This is a genomic window from Falsirhodobacter algicola (assembly GCF_018279165.1).
Taxonomy (GTDB): domain Bacteria; phylum Pseudomonadota; class Alphaproteobacteria; order Rhodobacterales; family Rhodobacteraceae; genus Falsirhodobacter; species Falsirhodobacter algicola.
On sequence record NZ_CP047289.1, the window covers coordinates 1,965,946 to 1,989,948 of the forward strand.

The 24,003-nt window shown below is 66.2% G+C and carries 31 protein-coding genes, 1 tRNA gene and 1 pseudogene; 27 read left to right on the forward strand and 6 right to left on the reverse strand.

Features of this window, described 5'->3' with window-relative positions; all coding sequences use genetic code 11:
* The first annotated feature begins 42 nt into the window (after positions 1-42).
* From GR316_RS09800 to GR316_RS09840, 9 genes are read left to right on the forward strand one after another with little or no spacing between them, the layout of a single operon-like run.
* Positions 43-672, forward strand: coding sequence for a DUF2062 domain-containing protein (locus GR316_RS09800; RefSeq protein ID WP_211783742.1), 630 nt, complete (start codon positions 43-45; stop codon positions 670-672).
* Positions 669-1,430, forward strand: a complete 762-nt coding sequence (locus GR316_RS09805; protein WP_211783743.1) for a pyridoxine 5'-phosphate synthase — start codon at positions 669-671, stop codon at positions 1,428-1,430. The genes GR316_RS09800 and GR316_RS09805 overlap by 4 nt, the downstream gene beginning before the upstream one ends.
* Positions 1,427-1,840, forward strand: coding sequence for a holo-ACP synthase (gene acpS, locus GR316_RS09810; RefSeq protein ID WP_211783744.1), 414 nt, complete (start codon positions 1,427-1,429; stop codon positions 1,838-1,840). The genes GR316_RS09805 and acpS overlap by 4 nt, the downstream gene beginning before the upstream one ends.
* A gap of 49 nt (positions 1,841-1,889) precedes the next feature.
* On the forward strand, positions 1,890-2,687 hold the full coding sequence (lepB, locus tag GR316_RS09815) for a signal peptidase I (RefSeq protein ID WP_211783745.1): 798 nt from the start codon (positions 1,890-1,892) through the stop codon (positions 2,685-2,687).
* Positions 2,684-3,364, forward strand: coding sequence for a ribonuclease III (gene rnc / locus GR316_RS09820; protein WP_211783746.1), 681 nt, complete (start codon positions 2,684-2,686; stop codon positions 3,362-3,364). Before lepB ends, rnc begins: the two co-directional genes overlap by 4 nt.
* A gap of 1 nt (position 3,365) precedes the next feature.
* Positions 3,366-4,274 carry a GTPase Era gene (gene era, locus GR316_RS09825; RefSeq protein ID WP_211783747.1) on the forward strand — a complete coding sequence of 303 codons (909 nt, stop codon included), beginning with the start codon at positions 3,366-3,368 and terminating at the stop codon, positions 4,272-4,274.
* Complete coding sequence (locus GR316_RS09830; protein ID WP_211783748.1) at positions 4,271-4,606, forward strand: DUF1491 family protein; 336 nt, start codon at positions 4,271-4,273, stop codon at positions 4,604-4,606. The genes era and GR316_RS09830 overlap by 4 nt, the downstream gene beginning before the upstream one ends.
* A gap of 6 nt (positions 4,607-4,612) precedes the next feature.
* On the forward strand, positions 4,613-5,320 hold the full coding sequence (gene recO / locus GR316_RS09835; RefSeq protein WP_211783749.1) for a DNA repair protein RecO: 708 nt from the start codon (positions 4,613-4,615) through the stop codon (positions 5,318-5,320).
* 37 nt (positions 5,321-5,357) lie between these two features.
* On the forward strand, positions 5,358-6,122 hold the full coding sequence (locus GR316_RS09840; RefSeq protein ID WP_211783750.1) for a sulfite exporter TauE/SafE family protein: 765 nt from the start codon (positions 5,358-5,360) through the stop codon (positions 6,120-6,122).
* 30 nt (positions 6,123-6,152) lie between these two features.
* Here GR316_RS09840 and GR316_RS09845 read toward each other — a convergent pair whose 3' ends face one another.
* A complete protein-coding gene (locus tag GR316_RS09845; protein WP_211783751.1) occupies positions 6,153-7,751 on the reverse strand; it encodes a phosphoenolpyruvate carboxykinase in 1,599 nt (532 codons plus the stop codon).
* Between the two features lie 264 nt (positions 7,752-8,015).
* Between GR316_RS09845 and GR316_RS09850 the strand changes: the two genes are divergently transcribed.
* The 6 genes and pseudogenes from GR316_RS09850 to GR316_RS09875 all read left to right on the forward strand — a co-directional run bounded on the left by GR316_RS09850 (position 8,016) and on the right by GR316_RS09875 (position 11,708).
* On the forward strand, positions 8,016-8,714 hold the full coding sequence (locus GR316_RS09850) for a response regulator transcription factor (RefSeq protein WP_211783752.1): 699 nt from the start codon (positions 8,016-8,018) through the stop codon (positions 8,712-8,714).
* 137 nt (positions 8,715-8,851) lie between these two features.
* Positions 8,852-9,724: pseudogene (locus GR316_RS09855) on the forward strand (sensor histidine kinase); the annotation flags it as partial.
* Positions 9,721-10,128, forward strand: coding sequence for an HPr kinase/phosphorylase (locus tag GR316_RS09860; protein ID WP_211783754.1), 408 nt, complete (start codon positions 9,721-9,723; stop codon positions 10,126-10,128). The pseudogene GR316_RS09855 and the gene GR316_RS09860, both read left to right, overlap by 4 nt.
* Entirely contained in the window at positions 10,125-11,039 is a 915-nt protein-coding gene (gene rapZ, locus GR316_RS09865; protein WP_249218762.1) for an RNase adapter RapZ, read from the forward strand. Before GR316_RS09860 ends, rapZ begins: the two co-directional genes overlap by 4 nt.
* A gap of 4 nt (positions 11,040-11,043) precedes the next feature.
* Positions 11,044-11,442: a PTS sugar transporter subunit IIA gene (locus GR316_RS09870; RefSeq protein ID WP_211783756.1), complete on the forward strand. Its 399-nt coding sequence runs from the start codon at positions 11,044-11,046 to the stop codon at positions 11,440-11,442.
* Positions 11,439-11,708, forward strand: coding sequence for an HPr family phosphocarrier protein (locus GR316_RS09875; protein ID WP_211783757.1), 270 nt, complete (start codon positions 11,439-11,441; stop codon positions 11,706-11,708). Before GR316_RS09870 ends, GR316_RS09875 begins: the two co-directional genes overlap by 4 nt.
* On the opposite strand, the gene GR316_RS09880 is transcribed toward GR316_RS09875, so the two are convergent.
* The 5 genes from GR316_RS09880 to GR316_RS09900 form a co-directional block, all read right to left on the reverse strand.
* Entirely contained in the window at positions 11,705-12,589 is an 885-nt protein-coding gene (locus GR316_RS09880) for an electron transfer flavoprotein subunit alpha/FixB family protein (protein ID WP_211783758.1), read from the reverse strand. The two genes, GR316_RS09875 and GR316_RS09880, sit on opposite strands and share 4 nt — an antisense overlap.
* The gene (locus GR316_RS09885; protein ID WP_211783759.1) at positions 12,589-13,335 is read right to left on the reverse strand and encodes an electron transfer flavoprotein subunit beta/FixA family protein; all 747 of its coding nucleotides are present in this window, start codon (positions 13,333-13,335) and stop codon (positions 12,589-12,591) included. Before GR316_RS09885 ends, GR316_RS09880 begins: the two co-directional genes overlap by 1 nt.
* Before the next feature lie 112 nt (positions 13,336-13,447).
* Positions 13,448-13,654 carry a hypothetical protein gene (locus tag GR316_RS09890; RefSeq protein WP_211783760.1) on the reverse strand — a complete coding sequence of 69 codons (207 nt, stop codon included), beginning with the start codon at positions 13,652-13,654 and terminating at the stop codon, positions 13,448-13,450.
* Positions 13,654-14,481, reverse strand: coding sequence for an SDR family NAD(P)-dependent oxidoreductase (locus GR316_RS09895; protein ID WP_211783761.1), 828 nt, complete (start codon positions 14,479-14,481; stop codon positions 13,654-13,656). The genes GR316_RS09890 and GR316_RS09895 overlap by 1 nt, the downstream gene beginning before the upstream one ends.
* A 40-nt stretch (positions 14,482-14,521) precedes the next feature.
* Positions 14,522-14,956 (reverse strand): SH3 domain-containing protein, encoded by a 435-nt coding sequence (locus GR316_RS09900; RefSeq protein WP_211783762.1) that lies wholly within the window; start codon positions 14,954-14,956, stop codon positions 14,522-14,524.
* Between the two features lie 114 nt (positions 14,957-15,070).
* Between GR316_RS09900 and parC the strand changes: the two genes are divergently transcribed.
* The 12 genes from parC (at position 15,071) to rplL (ending at position 23,770) form a co-directional block, all read left to right on the forward strand.
* Positions 15,071-17,365, forward strand: a complete 2,295-nt coding sequence (parC, locus tag GR316_RS09905; RefSeq protein WP_211783763.1) for a DNA topoisomerase IV subunit A — start codon at positions 15,071-15,073, stop codon at positions 17,363-17,365.
* An 80-nt stretch (positions 17,366-17,445) separates the two neighbouring features.
* The gene (locus GR316_RS09910) at positions 17,446-18,021 is read left to right on the forward strand and encodes a hypothetical protein (RefSeq protein ID WP_211783764.1); all 576 of its coding nucleotides are present in this window, start codon (positions 17,446-17,448) and stop codon (positions 18,019-18,021) included.
* Between the two features lie 87 nt (positions 18,022-18,108).
* Positions 18,109-19,284 (forward strand): elongation factor Tu, encoded by a 1,176-nt coding sequence (gene tuf / locus GR316_RS09915; protein WP_211783765.1) that lies wholly within the window; start codon positions 18,109-18,111, stop codon positions 19,282-19,284.
* Positions 19,285-19,567: 283 nt separating this feature from the next.
* Complete coding sequence (locus tag GR316_RS09920; protein WP_211783766.1) at positions 19,568-19,786, forward strand: hypothetical protein; 219 nt, start codon at positions 19,568-19,570, stop codon at positions 19,784-19,786.
* A 155-nt stretch (positions 19,787-19,941) separates the two neighbouring features.
* Positions 19,942-20,172 carry a hypothetical protein gene (locus tag GR316_RS09925; protein WP_211783767.1) on the forward strand — a complete coding sequence of 77 codons (231 nt, stop codon included), beginning with the start codon at positions 19,942-19,944 and terminating at the stop codon, positions 20,170-20,172.
* A gap of 100 nt (positions 20,173-20,272) precedes the next feature.
* Positions 20,273-20,348: transfer RNA gene (locus GR316_RS09930), tRNA-Trp, on the forward strand.
* A 65-nt stretch (positions 20,349-20,413) separates the two neighbouring features.
* Positions 20,414-20,602 (forward strand): preprotein translocase subunit SecE, encoded by a 189-nt coding sequence (gene secE, locus GR316_RS09935; protein WP_211783768.1) that lies wholly within the window; start codon positions 20,414-20,416, stop codon positions 20,600-20,602.
* A gap of 129 nt (positions 20,603-20,731) precedes the next feature.
* A complete protein-coding gene (gene nusG, locus GR316_RS09940; RefSeq protein WP_211783769.1) occupies positions 20,732-21,271 on the forward strand; it encodes a transcription termination/antitermination protein NusG in 540 nt (179 codons plus the stop codon).
* A 73-nt stretch (positions 21,272-21,344) separates the two neighbouring features.
* Entirely contained in the window at positions 21,345-21,797 is a 453-nt protein-coding gene (gene rplK / locus GR316_RS09945) for a 50S ribosomal protein L11 (protein ID WP_211783770.1), read from the forward strand.
* A 3-nt stretch (positions 21,798-21,800) separates the two neighbouring features.
* Complete coding sequence (gene rplA / locus GR316_RS09950; RefSeq protein ID WP_211783771.1) at positions 21,801-22,496, forward strand: 50S ribosomal protein L1; 696 nt, start codon at positions 21,801-21,803, stop codon at positions 22,494-22,496.
* Between the two features lie 314 nt (positions 22,497-22,810).
* On the forward strand, positions 22,811-23,326 hold the full coding sequence (gene rplJ / locus GR316_RS09955) for a 50S ribosomal protein L10 (protein ID WP_211783772.1): 516 nt from the start codon (positions 22,811-22,813) through the stop codon (positions 23,324-23,326).
* Positions 23,327-23,392: 66 nt separating this feature from the next.
* The gene (gene rplL, locus GR316_RS09960; RefSeq protein ID WP_211783773.1) at positions 23,393-23,770 is read left to right on the forward strand and encodes a 50S ribosomal protein L7/L12; all 378 of its coding nucleotides are present in this window, start codon (positions 23,393-23,395) and stop codon (positions 23,768-23,770) included.
* The last annotated feature ends 233 nt before the right edge of the window (positions 23,771-24,003 follow it).

A 24,003-nucleotide genomic window follows, 5' to 3' on the forward strand; every position in this document is an offset into this window, starting at 1 on the left:
CGCGCCGCGCGATCCTATGCCGGATCGAGCGAAAGGACGGTCATGGTCTTCCGGCGACGGCAGGAGCACACGTTTTGGCAGAAGCTGCGGCAGACGGTCTGGCCCCGGTCGGGTTGGGCGCGGGCCGGGCAGTACCTGTGGCATCGCGTCATCCGCCTGCCCGACGATCCGCGCCGGGTGGCGCGCGGCGTCTTTGCCGGGATCTTCGCCTGCTTCGGGCCCTATCTTTTCCATGATTACGTCATCGCGGTGGGCCTTGCATGGCTGATCCGGGGCAACATCTTCGCCGCGCTCGTGGCGTCCTGCGTGAACAATCCGCTGACGCTGCCCTTCTTTGCAGTCATGTCGGTTTCGCTCGGTCAGCACCTTCTGGGGGTGGGGCAGGGGCTGCCGTCCTGGCAGATCATCGGTTTCTTCGCGCGGGCGCTGTCGGATATCGGCCATAACCTCTGGGCGCTGTTTTCGGCGGCGGACATGCATTGGGCGGGGCTGAAGCTGTTTTTCCGGCAGATCTATCTGCCCTATCTGCTGGGCGGCACGCTGATCGGGGTGCCGGCGGGCCTTGGGGCCTATGCGGGGGTGCTGTGGCTGGTGCGGGCCTATCGCGGCTTGCGCACCGCGCGCCTTCGCGCCAGAAACGAGGCATTGCGCAAAAGCGGGGGCAAGGGATGACGAAGCTGCGTCTGGGCGTCAACATCGACCATGTGGCGACGGTGCGCAACGCCCGCGGCGGCGCATGGCCCGATCCGCTGCGCGCGGCCCTTCTGGCCGAAGCCGCCGGCGCGGACGGCATCACCGCCCATCTGCGCGAAGATCGCCGCCACATCCGCGACGCCGATATCGAGGCGCTGATGGCCGGCCTGACGGTCCCGCTCAACTTCGAGATGGCCGCCACCGCCGAGATGCAGGCCATCGCCCTGCGCCATCGCCCCCATGCCTGCTGCATCGTGCCCGAAAAGCGCGAGGAGCGCACGACCGAGGGCGGGCTCGATGTGGCGGGCGATGCCGCACGGCTGGCCGATTTCATCGCCCCGCTGCGCGAGGCCGGAAGCCGGGTGTCCATGTTCATCGGCCACGAACCGGCTCAGATCGAGGCGTCGGCCCGGATCGGGGCGGCGGTGGTGGAACTGCATACCGGCCGCTACTGCGATCTTCTGTCCGAGGGCCGCGAGGATGAGGCCGCCGAGGAACTCTCGGCGCTGCGCCGCGGCGCCGCCCATGCCCATCAGCTGGGGCTGGAGGTGCATGCGGGCCACGGGATCAGCTATGACACGGTGGCCGCGCTCGCGGCCTTCCCGCAGGTGGTGGAACTGAACATCGGCCATTTCCTGATCGGCGAGGCGGTGTTCCGCGGCCTCGGCCCTGCGATCGAGGAGATGCGCCGCCGCATGGATGCTGCCCGCGCGCCCTTGGGGCAGGCCGGGGCATGATCCTCGGCATCGGCACCGATCTTGCCAATATCGAACGGGTGGAGCGGACGCTGGCCCGGTTCGGCGACCGTTTCCGCACCCGCTGCTTCACCCCCACCGAACAGGCCAAGGCCGAACGCCGGGCGGATGTGGCGGGCACCTATGCCAAGCGGTGGGCGGCGAAGGAGGCGTGCTCCAAGGCGCTCGGCACTGGGCTGCGGATGGGCATCGCATGGAAGGACATGGCGGTGACGAACCTGCCGACCGGTCAGCCGGTGATGCATCTGACGGGCTGGGCCGCCGCGCGGCTGGCCGAGATGACGCCGCCGGGGCATGAGGCGGTCGTACATGTCACGCTGACCGACGATCATCCATGGGCGCAGGCCTTCGTCGTGATCGAGGCGCGCCCCGCTCACGGCACCGAAACTTGACTTATGCGCGGTCCCCGCGCATGAAGCCCGCGATCACAAGGGGCCATCCATGTTCGCACGCAGGAAGAAGACCGAGGAAAAGGGCGGTATCGTGGAGACGATCAAGACGATCGTCTATGCGCTGCTGATCGCGGCCGTGTTCCGGACGCTGTTCTTCCAGCCGTTCTGGATCCCCTCCGGGTCGATGAAGGACACGCTGCTGATCGGCGATTTCCTGTTCGTCAACAAGATGGCCTATGGCTATTCGCGCTATTCCTGCCCCTTCGCGATCTGCCCGATCTCGGGCCGGATCTTCGCCTCCGAACCCAAGCGCGGCGACGTGGTCGTCTTCCGCCATCCGGTGAACGGCAGCGATTTCATCAAGCGTCTGATCGGCCTTCCGGGCGATACGGTGCAGGTGCGGGGCGGTGTGCTCTATATCAACGGCACGGAAGTGCCGCAGGCCGATGCGGGCACCTTCGACGAGACGCTGGCCCCGCAGGGCCCGATGGGCAGCCTGCCGCGCTGCGCCAATTCCCCGGTCGGTCAGGGCGGCACCTGCGAAAAGCGCCGCCTGCGCGAGACGCTGCCCAACGGCGTGACGCATGACGTGCTGGACATCGACCCGAACGGCTTTGCCGACAACACCGATGTCTATACCGTGCCCGAGGGGCATTACTTCTTCATGGGCGACAACCGCGACAATTCCGAAGACAGCCGCTTCTCGCAGGCTGTGGGCGGGGTCGGGATGGTTCCGGCCGAATACCTCGTGGGCCGCGCGGACCGGATCATGTTCTCCTCGGCGGGGCGCTCGCTGCTGTATTTCTGGACATGGCGTCCGGATCGCTTCTTCAAGGCGGTTGAGTGAAGATTTCTGCCGATCTCCGCCTGCTCCAGTCCCGTCTGGGGCATGAATTCCAGCGCCCCGAACTTCTGGTTCGGGCGCTGACGCATTCGTCCATCGCCTCGCCGACCCGCCCCTCAAACGAGCGGCTGGAGTTTCTGGGCGACCGGGTGCTGGGCCTTGCGATGGCCGATGCGCTGGTGCGGGCCGACCGCACGGCGGCCGAGGGCCAGCTTGCCCCCCGCTTCAACGCGCTGGTCCGCAAGGAGACCTGCGCCGATGTCGCCCGCGAGACGGGCGTCGGCGAGGCGCTGAAGTTGGGCCGGTCCGAGATGATGTCGGGCGGGCGCCGCAAGGAGGCGCTTCTGGGCGATGCGATGGAGGCGGTGATCGCCGCCGTCTATATGGATGCCGGGTTCGAGGCGGCGCGGGACATGGTCCTGCGTCTTTGGGGCGCGCGCATCGCCGCCGCCGAGATCGACGCCCGCGATCCCAAAACGGCATTGCAGGAATGGGCGCAGGCTCGTTCCCAGCAACCGCCGCGCTATGTCGAACTGGAACGGTCCGGCCCCGATCATGAACCGGTCTTCACCGTGGAGGTCCGACTGGATTCGGGCGAAACGGAGCAGGCCCGTGCCCGCACCAAACGGGCCGCCGAACAGGCGGCCGCCAAGGCGCTTCTGGCGCGGATGGAGAATTGAGATGACACGCGCAGGTTTCGTTGCCCTGATCGGAGAGCCGAACGCCGGCAAGTCCACCCTGCTGAACCGCATGGTCGGGGCGAAGGTGTCCATCGTCACGCACAAGGTGCAGACGACGCGCGCCCGCATCCGCGGCGTCGCCATGGAGGGCGAGGCGCAGATCGTCTTCGTCGACACGCCCGGCCTGTTCCGCCCGCGCCGCCGGCTGGACCGCGCCATGGTCGCCGCCGCATGGGGCGGGGCCGCCGATGCCGATCTGATCGTCCTGCTGGTGGAGGCGCATCGCGGCCTGACCGACGGCGCCGCCGCCATCATCGACGCGCTGAAGGACCGGGTGCCGCAGGGCGTGCGCGTGGCGCTGGCCATCAACAAGATCGACCGCGTGAAGGCCGAGGCGCTTCTGGGCCTTGCCAAGGAGTTGAACGATTCCTTCCCCTTCGTGGAGACGTTCATGATCTCGGCCGAGAAGGGGCATGGGGTGGACCGGCTGAAGCAATGGCTGGCCGCCCAGATGCCCGAGGGGGAGTGGTTCTATCCCGAGGATCAGATCGCCGACCTGCCGATGCGCGTCATCGCGGCCGAGATCACCCGCGAGAAGCTGACGCTGCGCCTGCACGAGGAGCTGCCCTATCAGCTGACCGTGGAGACCGAGAAATGGGAGGACCGTCCCGACGGCTCCACCCGCATCGACCAGATCGTCTATGTCGCCCGCGACGGGCACAAGGGCATCGTGCTCGGCAACAAGGGTGAGACGATCAAGGCCATCGGACAGGCGGCCCGGATCGACCTGACCGAATTCCTCGGCCGTCCGGCGCATCTGTTCCTGCAGGTGAAGGTGCGCCCGAACTGGCTCGAAGAGCCGGAACGCTATTCCGAGATGGGTCTCGATTTCAAAGACGGCAACGCTTGAGCCGTCTGACCGCCGATTTCTGGGTCCGCGCCTATCTGGCGCGGCTCCGGCAGGAGGCGATCCCCGCCTTCGTCACCGCCCGCGGGGATGAAACGGCAGGCGCGGTGATGGTGAAGCTCGCCACTCTCGATGGGCAGGCGCGCGTCTATCAGCGCAGCTTCGATCTGATGACGGGCGCACGGGCATGGATCGTGCTGGCCGAAGGGGCCGAATCCGACATGGACGCGCTGATCGTGCGCCAGCGCGCGGGCGATCCCGACCTCTGGGTGATCGAGGTGGAGGATCGCCATGGCCGGACATTGCTGGACGCGCCGGGACTTTCCGATACTTGATACCGCATGGAATGGCGGGATGAGGGCGTTCTTCTGTCCGTGCGTCGGCACGGGGAAAGCGCCGCGATCATAGAGGTGTTCACGGCGGCCCATGGCCGGCATGCCGGGCTGGTGCATGGCGGCGGCGCGCGGCGCATGGCGCCGGTGCTGCAGCCGGGCAATCAACTCGCGCTTGCGTGGCGCGCGCGGCTGGACGATCAGCTGGGCACCTTTCATGCCGAACCGATCCGCAGCCGGAACGTCCTGTCCGACCGGTTGGCGTTGGCCGGGCTGAACGCCGTCTGCGCCATGCTGCGGCTCGCGCTGCCGGAACGCGCGCCGCATCCCGCGCTGTTCGCGGCGACGCTGCCGCTTCTCGATACGCTGGGCGCGCCCGATTGGGGCACGGCCTATCTGGGGTGGGAATTGCGTCTGCTGGAGGAGACGGGCTTCGCCCTCGATCTGACGCGCTGCGCCGTGACGGGCAGCGCCGACGATCTGGCCTTCGTCAGCCCGCGCACCGGGCGGGCGGTGTCGCGGCAGGGGGCCGGAGCGTGGGCCGACCGGCTCTTGCCCCTGCCGCAGGCGCTCTTGGGGCAGGGCGGCGGGGCCGAGGGCTGGCGCGACGGGTTCGCCCTGACGGGGCATTTCCTGACGCGCGCCTTGGACCGGCCCCTGCCCGAGGCGCGGGCCCGCCTGATCGACCTTCTGCTGCGGCTTGCATCTTCGCCCTGACAGGCGGATGGATATCCGCGCAGCAGGGAGGTGCCGCATGGATCAGATCGTGGGATTGCCGCAATGGGCCTTCTGGGCCGCGATGGGGGTGACGCTCGCCTCCGGGGTCATCAAGGGGGCGGTGGGCTTTGCCATGCCGATCGTGATGATCTCGCTCTTCTCGACGTTCCTGCCGCCGGAATATGCGCTGGCGGGGCTGATCCTGCCGGTCCTGAGCACGAACATCCACCAGACGCTGCGCGACGGCCCCCGCCCGGCACTGGAGGCGGGGCTGGGCCTGTGGCGCTTCATCGTGGCGACGGTGGTCTTCATCTTCGTCTCCGCGCCCTTTGCCGAGGATATTCCCCATGTCGCGTTCCTGCTGCTCTTGGGGGTGCCGCTGACGGCCTATGCCCTGCTTCAGCTGTCGGGGCGGCATCTGACGATCCGGCCCGAGCGGGCGAACATCGCGCAATGGGGGCTAGGTGCGGCGGCGGGTCTCTATGGCGGGGTCTCGGGCATCTGGGGGCCGCCGCTGATCCTGTATCTCTTGGCGATGGATTACCCCAAGGCGATGAACATGCGGATGCAGGGGGTGGTGTTCCTGATCGGCGCCGTCTCGCTCTTGTGCGCGCATCTGGGGACGGGGCTGATGACGGGCGACCGGCTTCTCTTCTCGGCGGTGCTGATCGTGCCGGCCTTCTTCGGGATGCTGCTGGGCTACCGGTTGCAGGACAGCCTCGATCAGCAGCGTTTCCGTTGGTGGACGCAGGTGCTGTTGGTGCTGACGGGCGTGAACCTGATCCGTCAGGCGCTGATGTAGGGGGCGGCGCGCGCCGCCCCGCGCGGGCGGTCAGCCGATGGCCGCCGCCTTCACATCCGCATCGATATGCGGGACGTATTGGGCGAAATTCTCGGCGAACATGGTGACGAGCTTTTGCGCCTGCGCGTCATAGGCCGCACCATCGGCCCATGTCCCCCGCGGATCCAGCAGCGCACCATCGACGCCCGGCACATCCACCGGCACCTCGAACCCGAAATTGGGGTCCTTGCGGAACTGCACCGCATCCAGCGTGCCGTCCAGCGCCGCCGTCAGCAGCGCCCGCGTCGCCTTGATCGGCATCCGGCGGCCCGTGCCATAGGCGCCCCCCGTCCAGCCGGTATTCACCAGCCAGCAGGCGGCCCCATGCCGGGCGATCTGCTCCTGCAGCAGCTTGCCATAGACTTCGGGGCGGCGCGGCATGAAGGGCGCACCGAAGCAGGTGGAGAAGGTGGGCGAGGGTTCGGTCACCCCGCGCTCGGTCCCCGCCACCTTGGAGGTGAAGCCCGACAGGAAGTGATACATCGCCTGCGCCGGCGTCAGCCGCGCAATGGGCGGCAGCACCCCGAAGGCATCGCAGGTCAGCATGACGACATTGCGCGGATGCCCCCCCAGCCCGGTATCCGACGCGTTGGAGATGTAATCCAGCGGATAGGCGCAGCGCATGTTCGCGGTCAGGCTGTCATCCTCGAAATCCAGTTCCAGCGTGTCCGGATCGTGGACCATGTTCTCGATCACGGTCGCGAAGCGGCGGGTGGTGGCGTAGATCTCGGGCTCGGCCTCGGGGGAGAGGTTGATGGTCTTGGCATAGCAGCCGCCTTCGAAATTGAAGGTGCCGCGGTCCGACCAGCCATGTTCGTCATCGCCGATCAGCACCCGCGCCGGATCGGCCGAGAGCGTGGTCTTGCCCGTGCCCGACAGGCCGAAGAACACCGCCGTATCGGCAGGATCGCCTGCCGCGTGATTGGCCGAGCAGTGCATCGGCATCACGCCCTTGTCCGGCAGCAGATAGTTCAGCAGCGTGAAGACGGATTTCTTGTTCTCGCCGGAATATTCGGTATTGGCGATCAGGATCAGCTTCTGTTCGATGTTCAGCGCGATCACCGTGTCCGATCGGCAGCCATGGCGCGCGGGATCGGCCTTGAAGACGGGGCAGTTGATGATCGTGTATTCGGGCACGAAACCGTCGAGTTCCGCACGCGCGGGGCGGCGCAGCAGATGGCGGATGAACAGCCCGTGCCACGCAAGTTCGGTCACGACGCGCACATCCAACCGGTGCGCGGGGTCGGCCCCGGCATAGAGGTCCTGCACGAAGACATCGCGCCCCTTCATATGGGCCAGCATGTCGGCATGCAGCCGCTCGAAGGCGTCCGGCGCCATCGGGGCGTTGTTCTCCCACCAGACGCTGTCTTCGACGCCGGGCGTGCGCACGATGTGCTTGTCCTTGGGCGAGCGGCCGGTGAACGCTCCAGTGGAGACGAGGAACGTGCCCCCCTGACCAAGGTGCCCTTCGCCGCGCGCAACCGCCGCTTCCATCAGCGCAGGTTCGGTCAGGTTGTAGTGGACGGTGCCAAGACCGGTGATGCCCTGATCCTCCAGCCGCTGTTCCCGGTTCACGCGTCCGATGGTCATGGTGATGCTCCCCCCTCAGTGTGCCGCGATCGGCACCTTCATTGCCGTCGCGCCCCGATGGCGCGGCCATCAGAGCATAGGAGCGGTATGTTCCAAATAACAGCGCAAAAACAGTATGTTAGCGCAATCATCCGGGGTTAGCGCAATCAGTCGCACCGGGGGCGGGTGCTGGCGGGGTCTTGGATTCTCTGTTGTCACGGCAGATGCCAGATGGAAGAAGGAGCCAAGGATCGCCGCTGCGGACGAAGGTTGGAAAGGTCATCTATGTCACGGATCGCCCTTGTGGATGATGACAGGAACATTCTCACCTCGCTGACCATCACGCTGGAGGCGGAGGGCTTTCACGTCGATGCCTTCTCGGACAGCCATGCCGCGCTGGAGGCGTTTCGGCGCACCCCGCCCGATATCGCGATTCTCGACATCAAGATGCCGCGCCTCGACGGGATCGAACTCTTGCAGAAGCTGCGGCAGTTCTCGGCGATTCCGGTGATCTTCCTCACCTCCAAGGACGACGAGATCGACGAGATCCTCGGCCTGCGGATGGGGGCGGACGATTATGTGCGCAAACCCTTCTCGCAGCGGCTTCTGGTGGAACGGGCGCGGGTGCTGCTGCGGCGGCAAAAGGCCCTCACCTCGGACGAGGGCGCGGCCGAAGGGGCGCAGATGATGGAGCGGGGGCATCTGCGGATGGACCCGCTGCGCCATTCCGTGACGTGGAAGGGCGAGGATGTTGGCCTGACCATGACCGAATTCCTGCTGCTGCGGACGATGGCGCAGCATCCGGGCTTCGTGAAGACGCGCGAGCAGTTGATGCAGGCCGCCTATCAGGATCAGGTCTTCGTCGATGATCGCACCATCGACAGCCACATCAAGCGTCTGCGCAAGAAACTGCGCCATCTGGACCCCGACTTCGCCGCGATCGAGACGCTCTACGGCATCGGCTACCGCTACAACGAGGCGTGATGGCGTCTCAGGGCTCCACCGCGACGGGATGTTCGCGCCTGTGGTGGCGCATGCTGGCGCTGCATCTGGCCGCGACGGGGCTGACCTGTGCGGCGGTCGCGGCGATGGGGCATCTGCCATGGGGGGCGATTCCGGCGGCGCTGCTGATCGCGGTCGGCTCCAGCCTCGTGCTGGCGCGGATGATCGGGCGGCCGCTGCGGGATCTGACGCAGGCCGCCCGCCACCGCGAGGACGCGGCCGAGCCGGGGCGCATCTCCTTTCCCGACATGACCGATCGCAGCGACGAGATCGGCCGCCTCTCCGAGGCGCTGCGCGACATGGTGGCGGCGCTCTACGACCGGATCGACGCGAATGAACAATTCGCGGCCGATGTCGCGCATGAGGTGAAGAACCCGCTCGCCTCGTTACGCTCGGCAGTGGAGACGCTGCGCATCGCGCGCGAGGATCAGCGCCCGGTGCTGATGGAGATCATCGAAACGGATGTGCGGCGGCTGGACCGGCTGGTCAGCGACATCTCCGCCGCCTCGCGGTTGGACAGCGAGCTGGTGAAGGAGGGGGAGGAGCCGCTGGATCTGACGCTTCTTCTGGGTCAGATCTGCGAGCATCTGGCCCCGCGCATGGCCGACCGGGGCGTGGCGCTGACGGCGCGGCTGCCCACCGTCCCGGTGCGGCTGACGGGGCTGGAGGACCGGCTGGCGCAGGTCTTCGTGAACCTCATCGACAATGCCGCCTCGTTCAGTCAGCCCGGCGACGAGGTGGCGGTCGCGCTCTCCACGCGCGACGGCACGGCGGTCGTGGTGGTGGAGGATGCCGGCCCTGGCATTCCCGAAGAGGCGCTGACCCGGGTGTTCGACCGTTTCTACAGCCAGCGCCCCCAGCGCCAGTTCGGGATGCATTCGGGCCTTGGCCTTGCCATCTCGCGGCAGATCGTCACCGCGCATGGCGGCGCGATCTGGGCCGAGAACCGGGCCGAGGGCGGCGCGCGTCTCGTCGTGGTGCTTCCGGCATGACGGTCCATGCCTCGGCCGTGGCGGTGGATGGGCGGGGGGTGCTGATCCTCGGCCCCTCGGGCAGCGGCAAATCGGCGCTGGCGCTGCGGCTGATGGCGGCGGGGGCGGTGCTGATCGCCGATGATCGCGTGGTGCTGCGCTGCGATGACGGCACCCTTCTGGCCGATGCGCCCGCCGCGCTGGCCGGGCGGATCGAGGCGCGGGGCATCGGCATCCTGAACGCGGCCCATGCGCCCGCGCCGCTGCATCTGGCGGTCGATCTGGGCCGGGATGAGCCGCAGCGTCTGCCGGTGCGGCATCATACCATCGTGTGCGGGGTCCGCTTGCCCCTTGTGCTCGGTCCGTTTGGCGATCACCTTGCATGGGGAATTCTTCAGTATCTGAAGGCGGGGCGGGCCGAGTGACCGAACATGCTGCAACAGAAGGGCCGCGAACGCCGGGAAGCCATCAGCTCGTGCTGGTGACGGGCCCGTCCGGGGCTGGCCGGTCCACCGCGATCAACGCGCTGGAGGATCTGGGCTACGAGGTGATCGACAACCTGCCGCTCAGCCTCGTGCCGCGTTTGGTGGAAGGCGCGCCGGTGGGGCCGATCGCCCTCGGCCTCGATATCCGCAACCGGGATTTCAACGCGACCTCGCTGATCGAACTGATCGACCGGCTGACGCGCAATCCCGACACCGCGCTGGATGTCGTCTATGTCGACTGCTCTACCGATGAACTGGTGCACCGCTACAACCAGACCCGCCGCCGCCACCCCTTGGGCGAGGCCCCCGAAGAGGCGATCGCGAGCGAGATCGACCTTCTGGCCCCCGTGCGGGTGCGGGCGGATGTGCTGATCGACACCACGGCCATGTCCCCCCATGATCTGAAGGCCGAAATCGGGCGCTGGTTCGGGCGCGCGTCCGCCGCGCCCATGTCGGTGCAGATCCAGTCCTTCTCCTACAAGCGGGGGGCGCCGCGCGGCGTGGACATGATCTTCGATTGCCGCTTCCTGTCGAACCCGCATTGGGTGCCGGGCCTGCGCGAGAAGGACGGGCGCGATGCGGATGTGGTCGCCCATATCAGCGCCGATCCACGGTTCGAGGAGTTCTTCCGCCGGGTGTCGGACCTCGTGCTGTTCCTGCTTCCTGCACAGCTGGATGAGGGCAAGGCGCATCTGACCATCGGCTTTGGGTGCACCGGCGGGCAACACCGATCGGTCGCACTGGCCGAGATGCTCGGCAATCTGCTTGCACAGCGCGGCTGGCCGGTGTCAAAACGGCATCGAGAACTGGAACGCAGGGTGGTGGAGCGCCATCCAACGCAGGCGGGATGAACGCGTGATCGGAATCGTGATCGTGGCACATGGCGGATTGGCGCGGGAGTACCTCTCGGCGGTGGAGCATGTCGTGGGCAAACAGTCTGCCATGACCGCCATCACGATAGAGGACGAACATGACCGAATCGCGAAACAGGCCGAAATCTGCGCGGCTGCGGAAGCCGTGGACAGCGGCGGCGGAGTCGTGCTCGTGACGGATATGTTCGGCGGATCGCCCTCCAACCTGTCGCTGCCGGCCTGCGCGGTGCGCAACCGGCGCATCGTCTATGGCGCGAATCTTCCCATGCTGATCAAGCTGGCGAAATCGCGCGATCTGTCGGTCGGCGATGCGGTCGAACTCGCGCTCGATGCCGGGCGCAAATACATCAACAGCCTCGATCTCGGCGAGGCTGCGACGTGATCCAACGTACCTTGCGCATCGTGAACGAAAAGGGGCTGCATGCCCGCGCCTCGGCCAAGTTCGTGGAGGTGGTGGAGGAGTTCGACGCCGCCGCCACCGTCTCCAAGGACGGGATGGACGTGTCGGGGGATTCCATCATGGGGCTGCTGATGCTCGCCGCCTCGCGCGGGACGAGCATCGGGGTCGTGACGACCGGGCCGGAGGCCGAAGCGCTGGCCGACGCGCTGGAGGCGCTGGTGGCACGGCGCTTCGGCGAGGAGCATTAGAGCTTCGCCGTCAGCTCCGGGATCAGCTCGAAGATGTCGCCGACGAGGCCGTAATCGGCGACTTGGAAGATCGGCGCCTCTTCGTCCTTGTTGATCGCGACGATGACCTTGCTGTCCTTCATGCCCGCAAGGTGCTGGATCGCGCCCGAGATGCCGCAGGCGATATAGAGGTCCGGCGCCACGACCTTGCCGGTCTGGCCCACCTGCCAATCGTTCGGGGCATAGCCCGCATCCACGGCCGCGCGCGATGCGCCCACCGCCGCGCCCAGCTTGTCGGCCAGCGCCTCGACGATGCGGAAGTTTTCTTCGGAGCCGATGCCGCGCCCGCCCGCAACCACGATGCCGGCCGAGGTCAGTTCCGGCCGGTCCGAGGCCGAGACGTGATCGGCAACCCATGTCGAGAGGCCCGCATCCGTCAGCGCGACCGTTTCCACCGGAACGCCGTCCTGCGCCGTAGCCGGCTCGAAGGCCGTCGTGCGCACGGTCAGCACCTTCACCGGATCGGAGGAGCGGACGGTCTGCACCGCGTTGCCGGCATAGACGCCGCGCTGGAAGGTGTCCGGCCCCTCCACCGACAGCACGTCGGGGATGATCATCACATCCAGAAGCGCCGCCACGCGCGGCAGCACGTTGCGCGCCATCGCCGTGGAAGGGGCCGCGATCACGTCGAACCCGCCAAGGCCCGCGATCAGCGTGGCCAGCGGTTCGGCCAGCGGATGTTCCGCATCGGCGTGCAGCACCCGCGCGGCACCCGAAAGCTGCGCCACATCCGCCGAGGGGCCTGCGACGAGGATCGTCACCTCGCCCAGATCTTTCACCGCCGTCAGCGCACGCGCCGTCGCATCGCGGCTTCCCGCTTCTGCCAGAAGAAGAACGGCCATCAGAGCGCCCCCGTTTCCTTGAGTTTCGTCAGAAGTTCGTCCACCGAACCGACCTTGATCCCCGCCTGACGGCCCGCAGGTTCGGCGGTGTGGGTCACGGTCAGCCGCGGCGTCAGATCCACGCCCAGATCGGCTGCGGTCCGTTCCTCCAGTGGTTTCTTCTTGGCCTTCATGATGTTCGGCAGGCTGGCATAGCGCGGCTCGTTCAGGCGCAGATCGGCCGTGACGATCGCGGGCAGGGCCACGCGCAGCGTCTGCATCCCGCCATCGACTTCGCGCGTGACGGTGGCGGCATCGCCCTCCACCTCCAGCTTGGAGGCGAAGGTCGCCTGACCCCAGCCAAGGAGCGCCGAGAGCATCTGACCGACCGCGTTCATGTCGTTGTCGATCGCCTGCTTGCCGGTGATCACCAATTGCGGGGCCTCGTCGCGGACGATGGCGGCAAGGATCTTGGCCACAGCCAACGGCTCAGGATCGTTCTCAACGGTCACGAGGATGGCGCGGTCCGCCCCCATCGCCATGCCGGTGCGCAGCGTATCGCCGGCCTGCTTCACGCCTACGGACACGACCACCACTTCGGTCGCGATCCCCTTCTCCTTCAGACGAACCGCCTCCTCGACGGCGATTTCGTCGAAGGGGTTCATCGACATCTTCACATTCGCCAGATCGACACCCGTGCCGTCCGCCTTCACGCGAACCTTCACGTTGTAGTCGATCACGCGTTTGATCGGGACAAGGATTTTCATCCGCTTCTCCATCTTCGCCCCCGAAGGGGCATCGTTATTCTTGCTGGCCTGCATAGCTGGCGGTCGGGCGCGACTACAAACCGAAAGGCGCCGGAAGGCAACCGCCCGCGCATCAGGCCGTTCGGACGAGCCATGCGATCAGCAGAACGACCGCCGCCGCCAGCGCCTGCATCCCCGCGCGGGCCCAGAGCAGCCAGCGCCGTCGCCGCCGGTCCACCTGCGGCAGCAGCCCCCCCAGCAGGATCGACGCGATCACCAGAAAGGCGATGGCCGTCACGCAGCCAAGGATCAACATCGCACGGGTGGAAACGCCGTCCATCACGCCCTCGTCAGCAATTGGTCGAGCATGCGCGTCGACAAAAGACGCCGCGCCACGGCCATGGCCTTGGTCGGCACGGTGATGCGGTAGCGGGCACGGGGGCGCTCGGCCTCCAGCGCGCGCAGGATGGCGTCCGTCACCGCCGAGGCCGGAAGCTCCCAACGGTCGGCGCCCTTGTCTTCATAAAGGCGGTGCATCAGGCCGCGATATTCCTCCACCCGGGCCGAGGCGCGCCAGTCGATCCAGCGTTCGAAATGCGGGATGGCCTTGCGCCGCAAATCCGAAGTGATGGGGCCGGGCTGGATCAGGACCACATGGATGCCCGTGCCCGCCATCTCCATCCGCAGGATGTCGGTCAGCCCTTCCATCGCGAATTTGCTGGCAGCATAGGCGCCGCGCCATTTCGCGCCGACGAAGCCCAGCACGGACGAACAGTTGAGGATGCGGCCATGCCCTTGTTTGCGCATCACCGCGATCACGCGGCGCGTCAGATCGTGGGTGCCGAAGAGGTTCGTCTCGAACACGGCGCGCAGGGCGTCGCGCGGAATGTCCTCCACGGCGCCGGGGCAGGCGAAGGCCCCGTTGTTGTAGAGCGCATCCAGCGTGCCGCCGGTCCGGGTCAGCACCTCGTCCAGCGCGGCCTGAATGGAGGCGGGGCTGTCGAGATCGAGCGGCAGGCTCTCCAGCCCCTCGGCGGCGAGGCGTTCGCAGTCTTCGGCGCTGCGGCAGGTGGCGAAGACGCGCCACCCGCGTGCCCGAAGCCCGCGCGCCGCATCGAGCCCGATGCCGGAGGAACAACCCGTGATGAGGATGGAACGCTGTGTCATGGCGCCCGTTATGGGGCCGGCGCGCGGCAAAGACAAATGCCTAGTTGGAGGCCATGCGCAGGGCCGCGCCGCTCAGATAACGGGTGGCGACCCAGCCCTCGCCGCCGCCGCCTTCGAGGCGGACCTGCGTCCAGCCGCCCTCCGTCTGCAGGACGGAAACCTCCTCCCCCTCGCGCAGGCGGTCCAGCGCGGCATCGGAGGTGGACGGCCCGGCCCGCAGGTTCAGCGCCGTCGCGGTGACGAAGGCGGTGGGCAGCCGTTCCTCGGCCGCGGGCATCGGCGCGGCGGCCGCGGCGGGGGAGGTGACCTGCATCACGGCGGCGGTCGCCTCGGGGACGGGGATGTAGCGATAGGTCTGCATGGCGGGGGCGGCCTTCGCCTCCATCAGTCCGGCGCGGACGGCGCCATCCGGCTGGCCCGCGATCAGCAGCGTCAGATAGACGGCGGCGCTCAGCGCGACGGTCATGCGGATCATGGTGATGTCCTCCCGGGGGTCGGCAAAAATTCGCTTAGATACGGTCACAATCGCGTCGGGGGTAAAAAGGTTCCGCCTCTGGACCGCTTCGGGCTGGGCGGCTACAGGAGAGGCATGACCGAAGACGCCCCCGCCCCCGAATCCGCCCTGAGCTTCGAGCCGCTGTCGCGCGCCATCGGCGAGCGGTATCTGACCTATGCGCTGTCCACGATCATGAACCGGGCGCTGCCCGATGCGCGCGACGGGTTGAAGCCGGTGCATCGGCGCATCTTGTTCGCCATGCGCGAGCTGCGCCTGTCGCCCAGCGGCGGCTTCCGCAAATCGGCCAAGATCTCGGGCGATGTGATGGGCAACTATCACCCGCATGGTGATGCCGCGATCTATGACGCGATGGCGCGGCTGGCGCAGGATTTCAACGTCCGCTATCCGCTGGTGGACGGGCAGGGGAACTTCGGCAACATCGACGGCGACAACCCCGCCGCCTCCCGCTACACCGAGGCGCGGCTGACGCCCATCGCCGAGACGCTGATGGAAGGGCTGGCCGAGAACGCCGTCGATTTCCGCGCGAACTACGACGGCACGCTGGAAGAGCCGGTGGTGATGCCGGCGGCGTTCCCGAACCTTCTGGCCAATGGGGCCAGCGGGATCGCGGTGGGGATGGCGACGAACATCCCGCCGCACAACCTGCACGAATTGATCGACGCCTGTCAGGCGATGATCCGCACGCCGGACGTGTCCGACGAGGCGCTGATCGATCTGGTGCCCGGCCCCGATTTCCCGACCGGCGGCATCATCGTGGAGCCGCGCCAGCAGATCCTCGAGGCCTATCGCACCGGGCGGGGCGCCTTCCGCATCCGCGCCCGCTGGGAGCGGGAGGATCTGGGCCGCGGCAACTGGCAGATCGTCGTCACCGAGATCCCCTATCAGGTGCAGAAATCCAAGCTGATCGAGCGGCTGGCCGAACTGATCCAGACCCGCAAGGTGCCGCTGCTGGCCGATGTGCGCGACGAATCGGCCGACGATATCCGCATCGTGCTGGAGCCGCGCGCCCGGACGGTGGAGCCGGACATGCTGATGGGCATGCTGTTCAAGAACTCGGACCTCGAGACGCGGTTCAGCCTGAACATGAACGTGCTGATCGACGGGCGCACGCCGCGCGTCTGTTCGTTGAAGGAGGTGCTGCGCGCCTTCCTCGATCATCGCCGCGACGTGCTGGTGCGCCGGTCGGAGCATCGGCTGGCCCGGATCGATCATCAACTGGAGGTGCTGGAGGGGCTGATCACCGCCTTCCTGAACCTCGACCGGGTGATCGACATCATCCGCTACGACGACAATCCCAAGCGCGCCCTGATGGCCGAGGATTGGGGCGGCCGTCATCCCAAGGCGACGTCGGAGGCCGATTACGTCTCCCCCTCGGGGCAGGGCACGCTGAGCGATGTGCAGGCCGAGGCGATCCTGAACCTGCGCCTGCGCTCGCTCCGCCGTCTGGAGGAGTTGGAGCTTCTGTCCGAACGCGACGCGCTGACCGCCGAGAAGGCCGAGTTGCAGGCGCTGCTGGACAGCGAGACGCGCCAGTGGAAGGCCATCGGCAAGGAACTGTCGGGCATCCAGAAATCCTTCGGCAAGGCCACCCCGCTGGGCGCGCGCCGCTCCTCCTTCGCCGAGGCGGGCGTTCATGAGGACGTGCCCTTCGAGGCGATGATCGAGCGCGAGCCGATCACGGTCATCTGCTCGCGCATGGGGTGGATCCGGGCAATGAAGGGCCATGTCGCGCTGGATCAGGACGTGAAGTTCAAGGATGGCGACGGCCCGCGCTTCATCTTCCACGCCGAGACGACGGACAAGATCGTGCTCGTCGGGTCGAACGGGCGATTCTACACGCTGATCGGGGCGAACCTGCCCGGTGGGCGCGGCATGGGGGAGCCGGTGCGCCTGATGGTGGACCTGCCGAACGAGGCCGAGATTTCGGACCTGATCGTCTGGAAACCAGGCGAACGCTGGCTGATCGCCTCCACCGCGGGGGACGGGTTCATCCTGCCCTCGGACGAGGCGGTAGCGCAGACGCGGGCCGGCAAGGCGGTGCTGACGGTGCGGGACGGGGTGCGGACCGCGCTGGTGCGGCCGGTGACGGGCGATCATGTCGCCGTGGTGGGGGACAACCGGAAGATGCTGGTCTTCCCCGTAGCCGAGCTGCCGGAAATGGGCAAGGGCAAGGGCGTGCGCCTTCAGAAATACAAGGATGGCGGGCTGTCGGATGCGATCAGCTTCGCGCTGGCGGATGGCATCTCGTGGCGGCTCGATGGCGGCCGAACCCGGCGGGAGACGGATTTGTCGGAATGGCTGGGCGCCCGCGCCACCGCCGGCCGCATGGCCCCGCGCGGTTTCCCCCGCAACAACCGTTTCGCCTGAGGGGGCGGCCTGCGGCGGCCCGTCGCTTGCCGCATCGGGCCGGGCGCGCTATGCCTGTTGCACGCAAGGACGGAGACCAGATGCTGCGCGCGATCTTTCTTTCACTCGGCCTGCTGGCGCTGACGGCCTGCGGGCGCAGCGATCTGGAGGAGCCGCCCGTCGATCTGGGCAATTTCCGTCTGGGCCTGAACATCGCCGTGGCCGACAATGCAGAGAAGGTGCCGATCAGCCGCACCGCCACGCCCGACGAATGGGAAGAGGCGATGCGCAAGGCGGTGGATGACCGCTTCGGGCGCTATCGCGGCTCCAAGCTCTATAACATCGGGATCAGCGTCGACGGGTATGCGCTGGCGCCTCCGGGCATTCCGGTCATCGCCGCGCCGAAATCGGTGCTGGTGATCACGGCCAATGTCTGGGACGACGCGGCGCAGCAGAAGTTGAACACCGAAGGGCGGCAGATCACGGTCTGGGAAGATGCGGGGGCGAACATCCTCGGATCGGGCCTGATCCGTGGCCGCGACCGCCAGATGGAACGTCTGGCCTACAACGCCGCCAAGAAGGTGGAGGAGTGGTTCCAGCAGAACCCGGACTGGTTCGACATCCCCCAGAACGCGGTGCCCGCACCCGCCGATATGGCCGAGGATACGCTCAACTGAGACTTGATTTTCCGCGCGCTGACGGATATTTGCCGCGCGGAGGAAACCGGGCCCCGTGGGGGCCCCCGAAGCATCGAGGTCCCCGCCATGGCAAAGGCAAAGTTTGAACGGACGAAACCGCACGTCAACATCGGCACGATCGGTCACGTTGACCACGGCAAGACGACGCTGACGGCGGCGATCACGAAGTATTTCGGCGACTTCCGCGCGTATGACCAGATCGATGGCGCGCCGGAAGAGAAAGCCCGCGGGATCACGATCTCGACGGCGCACGTCGAGTACGAGTCGGAGACGCGTCACTACGCACACGTCGACTGCCCCGGCCACGCCGACTACGTGAAGAACATGATCACCGGTGCTGCCCAGATGGACGGCGCGATCCTGGTGGTGAACGCAGCCGACGGCCCGATGCCGCAGACGCGCGAGCACATCCTGCTGGGCCGTCAGGTCGGCATCCCGTTCATGGTCGTCTACCTGAACAAGGTCGACCAAGTGGACGACGAAGAGCTGCTGGAGCTGGTGGAGATGGAAGTGCGCGAGCTTCTGTCCTCCTACGACTACCCGGGCGACGACATCCCGATCATCAAAGGCTCGGCTCTGGCCGCGATGGAAGGCCGTGATCCGGAAATCGGCGAGAACTCGATCCGCGCGCTGATCGCGGCCGTGGACGAATACATCCCGACGCCGGCACGCGCCGTCGACCAGCCCTTCCTGATGCCGGTCGAAGACGTGTTCTCGATCTCGGGTCGCGGCACGGTGGCTACGGGCCGTATCGAGCGCGGCGTCGTCAAGGTCGGCGAAGAGCTGGAGATCGTCGGTATCCGCGACACCAAGAAGACGGTGTGCACGGGCGTCGAGATGTTCCGCAAGCTGCTGGACCAAGGCGAAGCGGGCGACAACGTCGGCCTGCTGCTGCGCGGTGTGGACCGCGAGGGCATCGAGCGCGGCCAAGTGCTGTGCAAGCCGGCCTCGGTGAAGCCGCACACGAAGTTCGAAGCGGAAGCCTACATCCTGACGAAGGAAGAAGGCGGTCGTCACACGCCGTTCTTCGCGAACTACCGTCCGCAGTTCTACTTCCGCACGACGGACGTCACGGGCACCGTGCAGCTGCCGGAAGGCACCGAGATGGTGATGCCGGGCGACAACCTGAAGTTCAACGTCGAACTGATCGCCCCGATCGCCATGGAAGAGAAGCTGCGCTTCGCTATCCGTGAAGGCGGCCGCACCGTCGGCGCCGGCGTCGTGTCGAAAATCATCGCCTGATAGGTCCCTTCAGGACCGACGGCATGGGCCGCTTCCCCCCGGGGAGGCGGCCTTTTTCGTATTCAAGCGGTTCGTGCATCACTGCATATCCGCCATGCAAAAACGCCAGGTCTGTGCACGTAGCCATAAGGCACTGACATAGTTAGAATTTTCGAAAATAACGGCCGCGTCACGTTTTTGTAACTGTGCGACAGGGCAAATTGGCCTTCAAAATTCGAAACGAGTGCGCAAATACGCAGAGCCGACACGAAGTCGACATAGATCGATACAAAGGAACATGATCATGAAACGCATCGCTCTCGCTACTGCTGCACTCGTTGTTTTTGCAGGTATGGCTTCCGCCACCACGCTCTCCTCGCAAGCCCAAGTGACGCTTGATACCCTGGCGCCCTCCGTTCAGGCTTCCGATCTCTCGCCGATCCAGGCGAAACTGATCAACCGCGCGGTCAACTCGAACGAAGGCCTGACCAGCTCGGACCTGGCGACGATCCTGCACAACTGATCGGATCTCGTCCCCGACGATGCGAGCCGCCCCACTCGGGCGGCTTTTGCATGTCCGGTGGGAACCGTTTCCAAGGATCGGGTGTTGGGACGCCGTGACCGCTGACGAAGCGGAGAACGTGACACAGTGTTTGGAGTATGAAGATGAAGACGATCATGACGACGACCGCCGCCGCCCTTATCGCTCTCGCCGGTGCCGCCTCGGCGCAGACCGCCGCACCGGGCGACCTTCAACTGTCCTCCGGCGCGATCGAGCAGCTGGAGACGCTGGAGCCGAACCTCGACATCTCGACCCTGACGCCGATTCAGATCAACGAGATCAATGAGGAAGTGAACGGCGACGGCCTCGACCAAGGCGAGCTGATCACGATCCTTGAAGATATGTGATCGCCTCGGCATCGCGCCGATCGAGGGCCGCCCCAACCGGGGCGGCCCTTTCCTTTTGGTCTTGCATCCGGCGCTACGATGTCGTAGCCACCGCCTCGACAGGAGTTTAGCTCAGTTGGTAGAGCATCGGTCTCCAAAACCGAGGGTCGTGGGTTCGAGTCCCTCAACTCCTGCCAGTTCCCGCCCTTGATCCAACCCGCCGAAGCGTGTATCAGCGCGCGAGCGTTTGAAGGACGAGATCATGGCAAATCCGATGCAGTTCATCCAGCAGGTCCGCACCGAGGTGGGCAAGGTCGTCTGGCCGACGCGCCGCGAGGTGACGCTGACCACGGTGATGGTGCTGGTCCTTGCCGCACTGACGGCGACCTTCTTCTCGCTGATGGATGTGGGCATCCGCACGGCGCTGTCGGCGATTCTGGCGGCGTTCTGAATCGACTTGTCATCGAGGTGCGGGGCCGGTATTCCGCGCTGGATGACCAAAGAGGGCGCGCAGCGATTCGGTTGCGCGCTGTTTTTTGTTCCCGGCGGTACCCCCGCCCGAGATTGGAGATAGGCTGGCATGGCGAAGCGTTGGTATTCGGTGAGCGTCCTCTCGAACTTCGAGAAGAAGATTGCCGAGCAGATCAAGCAAGCCGTGGTGGAAGCCGGCCTCGAGGATGAGATCGAGGAGGTCGTCGTCCCGACCGAGGACGTGATCGAGGTCCGTCGCGGCAAGAAGGTGACGAGCGAGCGGCGCTTCATGCCCGGCTATGTGCTGGTGCGCATGGAGATGACGAATCGCGGCTATCACCTCATCACCTCCATCAACCGGGTGACGGGGTTCCTCGGTCCGCAGGGGCGCCCGATGCCCATGCGCGACGCCGAGGTGAACGACATCCTGAACCGCACCGATGTAACGGGCGAGGCGGCGGCGCCGCGGAACCTGATCCGCTATCAGGTCGGCGAAACGGTGAACGTCACCGACGGCCCGTTCGAGGGCTTCGCCGGTCAGGTCGAGGATGTGGACGACGACAACTCGCGCCTGAAGGTGACGGTGTCGATCTTCGGCCGCGCGACGCCGGTCGAATTGGAATTCACTCAGGTGTCGAAAGTCAGCTGAGCGATCTTGTGGGAGGCGGAAGCGCCGGACCACTAAACCGCGCCTTCGGGCGCTGTGAAAAAGGAGAGGCCACATGGCCAAGAAGATCATTGGGCAGCTGAAGCTGCAAGTCAAAGCGGGGCAAGCCAACCCGTCCCCGCCCGTCGGCCCGGCACTGGGTCAGCGCGGTCTGAACATCATGGCCTTCGTGAAGGAATTCAACGCGAAGACCGCCGATATCGAGCCGGGCACGCCCACGCCGACCATCATCACCTACTACCAGGACAAGTCGTTCAGCCTCGAGCTGAAGACGGCGCCGGCGTCGTACATGCTGAAGAAGGCCGCTGGCCTTCCGTCGGTGGGCAAGCGCAACCGTCCGAAAGGTTCGGAAAAGCCGGGCCGCGAGACCGCGGGCAGCGTGACCGTTGCGCAGATCCGCACGATCGCCGAAGCGAAGATGAAGGACCTGAACGCCAACTCCGTGGAAGCTGCGATGCAGATCATCCTCGGTTCGGCCAAGTCCTGCGGCATCGAGGTCAAGGGGTAAGTCATGGCCATTGGTAAACGTACGAAAGCCGCTCGCACCGCCTTTGACGGCAAGGACATGATCTCCGTCGAGGATGCGGTGAAGCTGATCAAGGGCACGGCTACGGCCAAGTTCGACGAGACGCTGGAAATCGCGATGAACCTCGGTGTCGATCCGCGTCACGCCGACCAGATGGTCCGCGGCGTGGTCACGCTGCCGAACGGCACGGGCAAGACCGTCCGCGTCGCCGTGTTCGCGCGCGGCGCGAAAGCGGACGAAGCGAAAGCCGCTGGTGCCGACATCGTGGGCGCCGAAGACCTGATGGAATCCATCCAGTCCGGCAACATCGACTTCGACCGTTGCATCGCGACGCCGGACATGATGCCGCTGGTCGGTCGTCTGGGTAAGATCCTCGGCCCGCGCAACCTGATGCCGAACCCCAAGGTCGGCACGGTGACGATGGACGTGGCGACCGCCGTGGGCAACGCCAAAGGCGGCGAAGTTCAGTTCAAGGTCGAAAAGGCCGGCGTCATCCATGCCGGTATCGGCAAGGTGTCGTTCGACGAGGCCAAGCTGGCCGAGAACGTCCGCGCCTTCGTGGAAGCCGTGTCGCGCGCGAAACCCGCGGGCGCCAAGGGCACCTATGTCAAGAAGGTCTCGCTCTCCTCGACCATGGGTCCGGGCGTGTCGCTGGATCTGGCATCGGCCACGGGCAACTGATCCTGCCGGAATGATGCGAAGGCCGCCGCCCCTCGGGGTCGGCGGCCTTTTTCGTTCTTGATCGGGGCCGGGGGAGGGGCTATAGCAAGCCCCTACAGCTTCCGCGCGATTCGTCGCGGGGTGCTGTATTCGTCCTAGACGGTGGGTGCGGAGCGATCCGCTTAATTTCCTGCCTGAGATGGGTTGTCGAGACTGACTTCCGGGGAATTTCCTCGGGCGATCATGGCCTCGGGACCCTTTGGGACCCGACGTTTCCGCCCCCGGGTGGAAGCACAATTGAGCCGGGGGGAAACCCCCATACTTGGAGTGAACCTGTGGATAGAGCCCAGAAAGAGCAAGTGGTCGAGGAACTCGGCCAGATCTTCGAAAGCTCTGGCGTGGTGGTCGTTGCACACTATGCAGGTCTGACGGTTGCACAGATGCAGGATCTGCGCGCGCGTATGCGCGAAGTTGGCGGATCCGTACGCGTTGCCAAGAACAAGCTCGCCAAGATCGCCCTTGAAGGGAAACCCGCCGCTGCGATGGGTGACCTGCTTACGGGCATGACCGTTCTGACCTATTCCGAGGATCCTGTCGCTGCTGCGAAGGTCGCGGATGCCTATGCCAAGACGACGGACAAGTTCGTCATTCTTGGTGGCGCCATGGGGGAGACGGTTCTGGATCCGGCCGGTGTGAAAGCCGTGGCCGCTATGCCGTCGCGTGAGGAGCTCATTGCTTCGATCGTCGGCTGCATCGGCGCGCCCGCCTCGAACATCGCTGGTGCCATCGGCGCGCCTGCTTCGAACATCGCCGGCATCCTCTCCACCCTGGAGGAGCGGGAAGCCGCCTGAGCAACTCTTGGCCTGCGTGGTTGATTACACCCACGTTGGAACCCATCTTAACGAACGGAACAGAACATGGCTGATCTGAAAGCACTCGCTGAGCAAATCGTGAACCTCACGCTGCTCGAAGCCCAAGAACTGAAAACGATCCTCAAGGACGAATACGGCATCGAGCCGGCTGCCGGTGGCGCCGTCATGATGGCCGGTCCGGCTGCTGGCGCTGCTGCTCCGGCCGAGGAAGAGAAAACCGAATTCGACGTCGTCCTGACCGACGCCGGCGCCAACAAGATCAACGTGATCAAAGAAGTGCGCGGCATCACCGGTCTTGGCCTGAAAGAAGCCAAGGACCTGGTCGAAGCCGGTGGCAAGATCAAAGAAGGCGTGGCGAAAGCCGAAGCCGAAGACATGAAGAAAAAGCTGGAAGCAGCCGGCGCGAAAGCCGAACTGCGCTGATCCGGCCGGTGCCTTCTGGCATCGCCGCATGAACGAAGGCTGGGTCCGAATTTTTCGGGCCCAGCCGAACCTGTCTTGGAGGGGGCTTTCGCGAAAGTCCCGCCCAAGGCGCGGTTCAAGGTTCGGGAGCCTGCCGGTGGGACGGCGGGCATGAATGGAACCTCAACCCCCTGCTTCGCAAGCGGCGCGCGCCCGGTCCCCGACGGTCGCACGCCCGCGAGACACGAAAGGTG

Bases quoted from the DNA above. Each gene is read 5' to 3' on its own strand.
- GR316_RS09800 (WP_211783742.1), top strand. From the start codon at position 43: ATGGTCTTCCGGCGACGGCAGGAGCACACGTTTTGGCAGAAGCTGCGG.
- GR316_RS09805 (WP_211783743.1), top strand. From the start codon at position 669: ATGACGAAGCTGCGTCTGGGCGTCAACATCGACCATGTGGCGACGGTG.
- acpS (WP_211783744.1), top strand. From the start codon at position 1,427: ATGATCCTCGGCATCGGCACCGATCTTGCCAATATCGAACGGGTGGAG.
- lepB (WP_211783745.1), top strand. From the start codon at position 1,890: ATGTTCGCACGCAGGAAGAAGACCGAGGAAAAGGGCGGTATCGTGGAG.
- era (WP_211783747.1), top strand. From the start codon at position 3,366: ATGACACGCGCAGGTTTCGTTGCCCTGATCGGAGAGCCGAACGCCGGC.
- recO (WP_211783749.1), top strand. From the start codon at position 4,613: ATGGAATGGCGGGATGAGGGCGTTCTTCTGTCCGTGCGTCGGCACGGG.
- GR316_RS09840 (WP_211783750.1), top strand. From the start codon at position 5,358: ATGGATCAGATCGTGGGATTGCCGCAATGGGCCTTCTGGGCCGCGATG.
- GR316_RS09845 (WP_211783751.1), bottom strand. From the start codon at position 7,751: ATGACCATCGGACGCGTGAACCGGGAACAGCGGCTGGAGGATCAGGGC.
- GR316_RS09850 (WP_211783752.1), top strand. From the start codon at position 8,016: ATGTCACGGATCGCCCTTGTGGATGATGACAGGAACATTCTCACCTCG.
- GR316_RS09860 (WP_211783754.1), top strand. From the start codon at position 9,721: ATGACGGTCCATGCCTCGGCCGTGGCGGTGGATGGGCGGGGGGTGCTG.
- GR316_RS09880 (WP_211783758.1), bottom strand. From the start codon at position 12,589: ATGGCCGTTCTTCTTCTGGCAGAAGCGGGAAGCCGCGATGCGACGGCG.
- GR316_RS09885 (WP_211783759.1), bottom strand. From the start codon at position 13,335: ATGAAAATCCTTGTCCCGATCAAACGCGTGATCGACTACAACGTGAAG.
- GR316_RS09890 (WP_211783760.1), bottom strand. From the start codon at position 13,654: ATGGACGGCGTTTCCACCCGTGCGATGTTGATCCTTGGCTGCGTGACG.
- GR316_RS09895 (WP_211783761.1), bottom strand. From the start codon at position 14,481: ATGACACAGCGTTCCATCCTCATCACGGGTTGTTCCTCCGGCATCGGG.
- GR316_RS09900 (WP_211783762.1), bottom strand. From the start codon at position 14,956: ATGATCCGCATGACCGTCGCGCTGAGCGCCGCCGTCTATCTGACGCTG.
- parC (WP_211783763.1), top strand. From the start codon at position 15,071: ATGACCGAAGACGCCCCCGCCCCCGAATCCGCCCTGAGCTTCGAGCCG.
- GR316_RS09910 (WP_211783764.1), top strand. From the start codon at position 17,446: ATGCTGCGCGCGATCTTTCTTTCACTCGGCCTGCTGGCGCTGACGGCC.
- tuf (WP_211783765.1), top strand. From the start codon at position 18,109: ATGGCAAAGGCAAAGTTTGAACGGACGAAACCGCACGTCAACATCGGC.
- GR316_RS09920 (WP_211783766.1), top strand. From the start codon at position 19,568: ATGAAACGCATCGCTCTCGCTACTGCTGCACTCGTTGTTTTTGCAGGT.
- GR316_RS09925 (WP_211783767.1), top strand. From the start codon at position 19,942: ATGACGACGACCGCCGCCGCCCTTATCGCTCTCGCCGGTGCCGCCTCG.
- secE (WP_211783768.1), top strand. From the start codon at position 20,414: ATGGCAAATCCGATGCAGTTCATCCAGCAGGTCCGCACCGAGGTGGGC.
- nusG (WP_211783769.1), top strand. From the start codon at position 20,732: ATGGCGAAGCGTTGGTATTCGGTGAGCGTCCTCTCGAACTTCGAGAAG.
- rplK (WP_211783770.1), top strand. From the start codon at position 21,345: ATGGCCAAGAAGATCATTGGGCAGCTGAAGCTGCAAGTCAAAGCGGGG.
- rplA (WP_211783771.1), top strand. From the start codon at position 21,801: ATGGCCATTGGTAAACGTACGAAAGCCGCTCGCACCGCCTTTGACGGC.
- rplL (WP_211783773.1), top strand. From the start codon at position 23,393: ATGGCTGATCTGAAAGCACTCGCTGAGCAAATCGTGAACCTCACGCTG.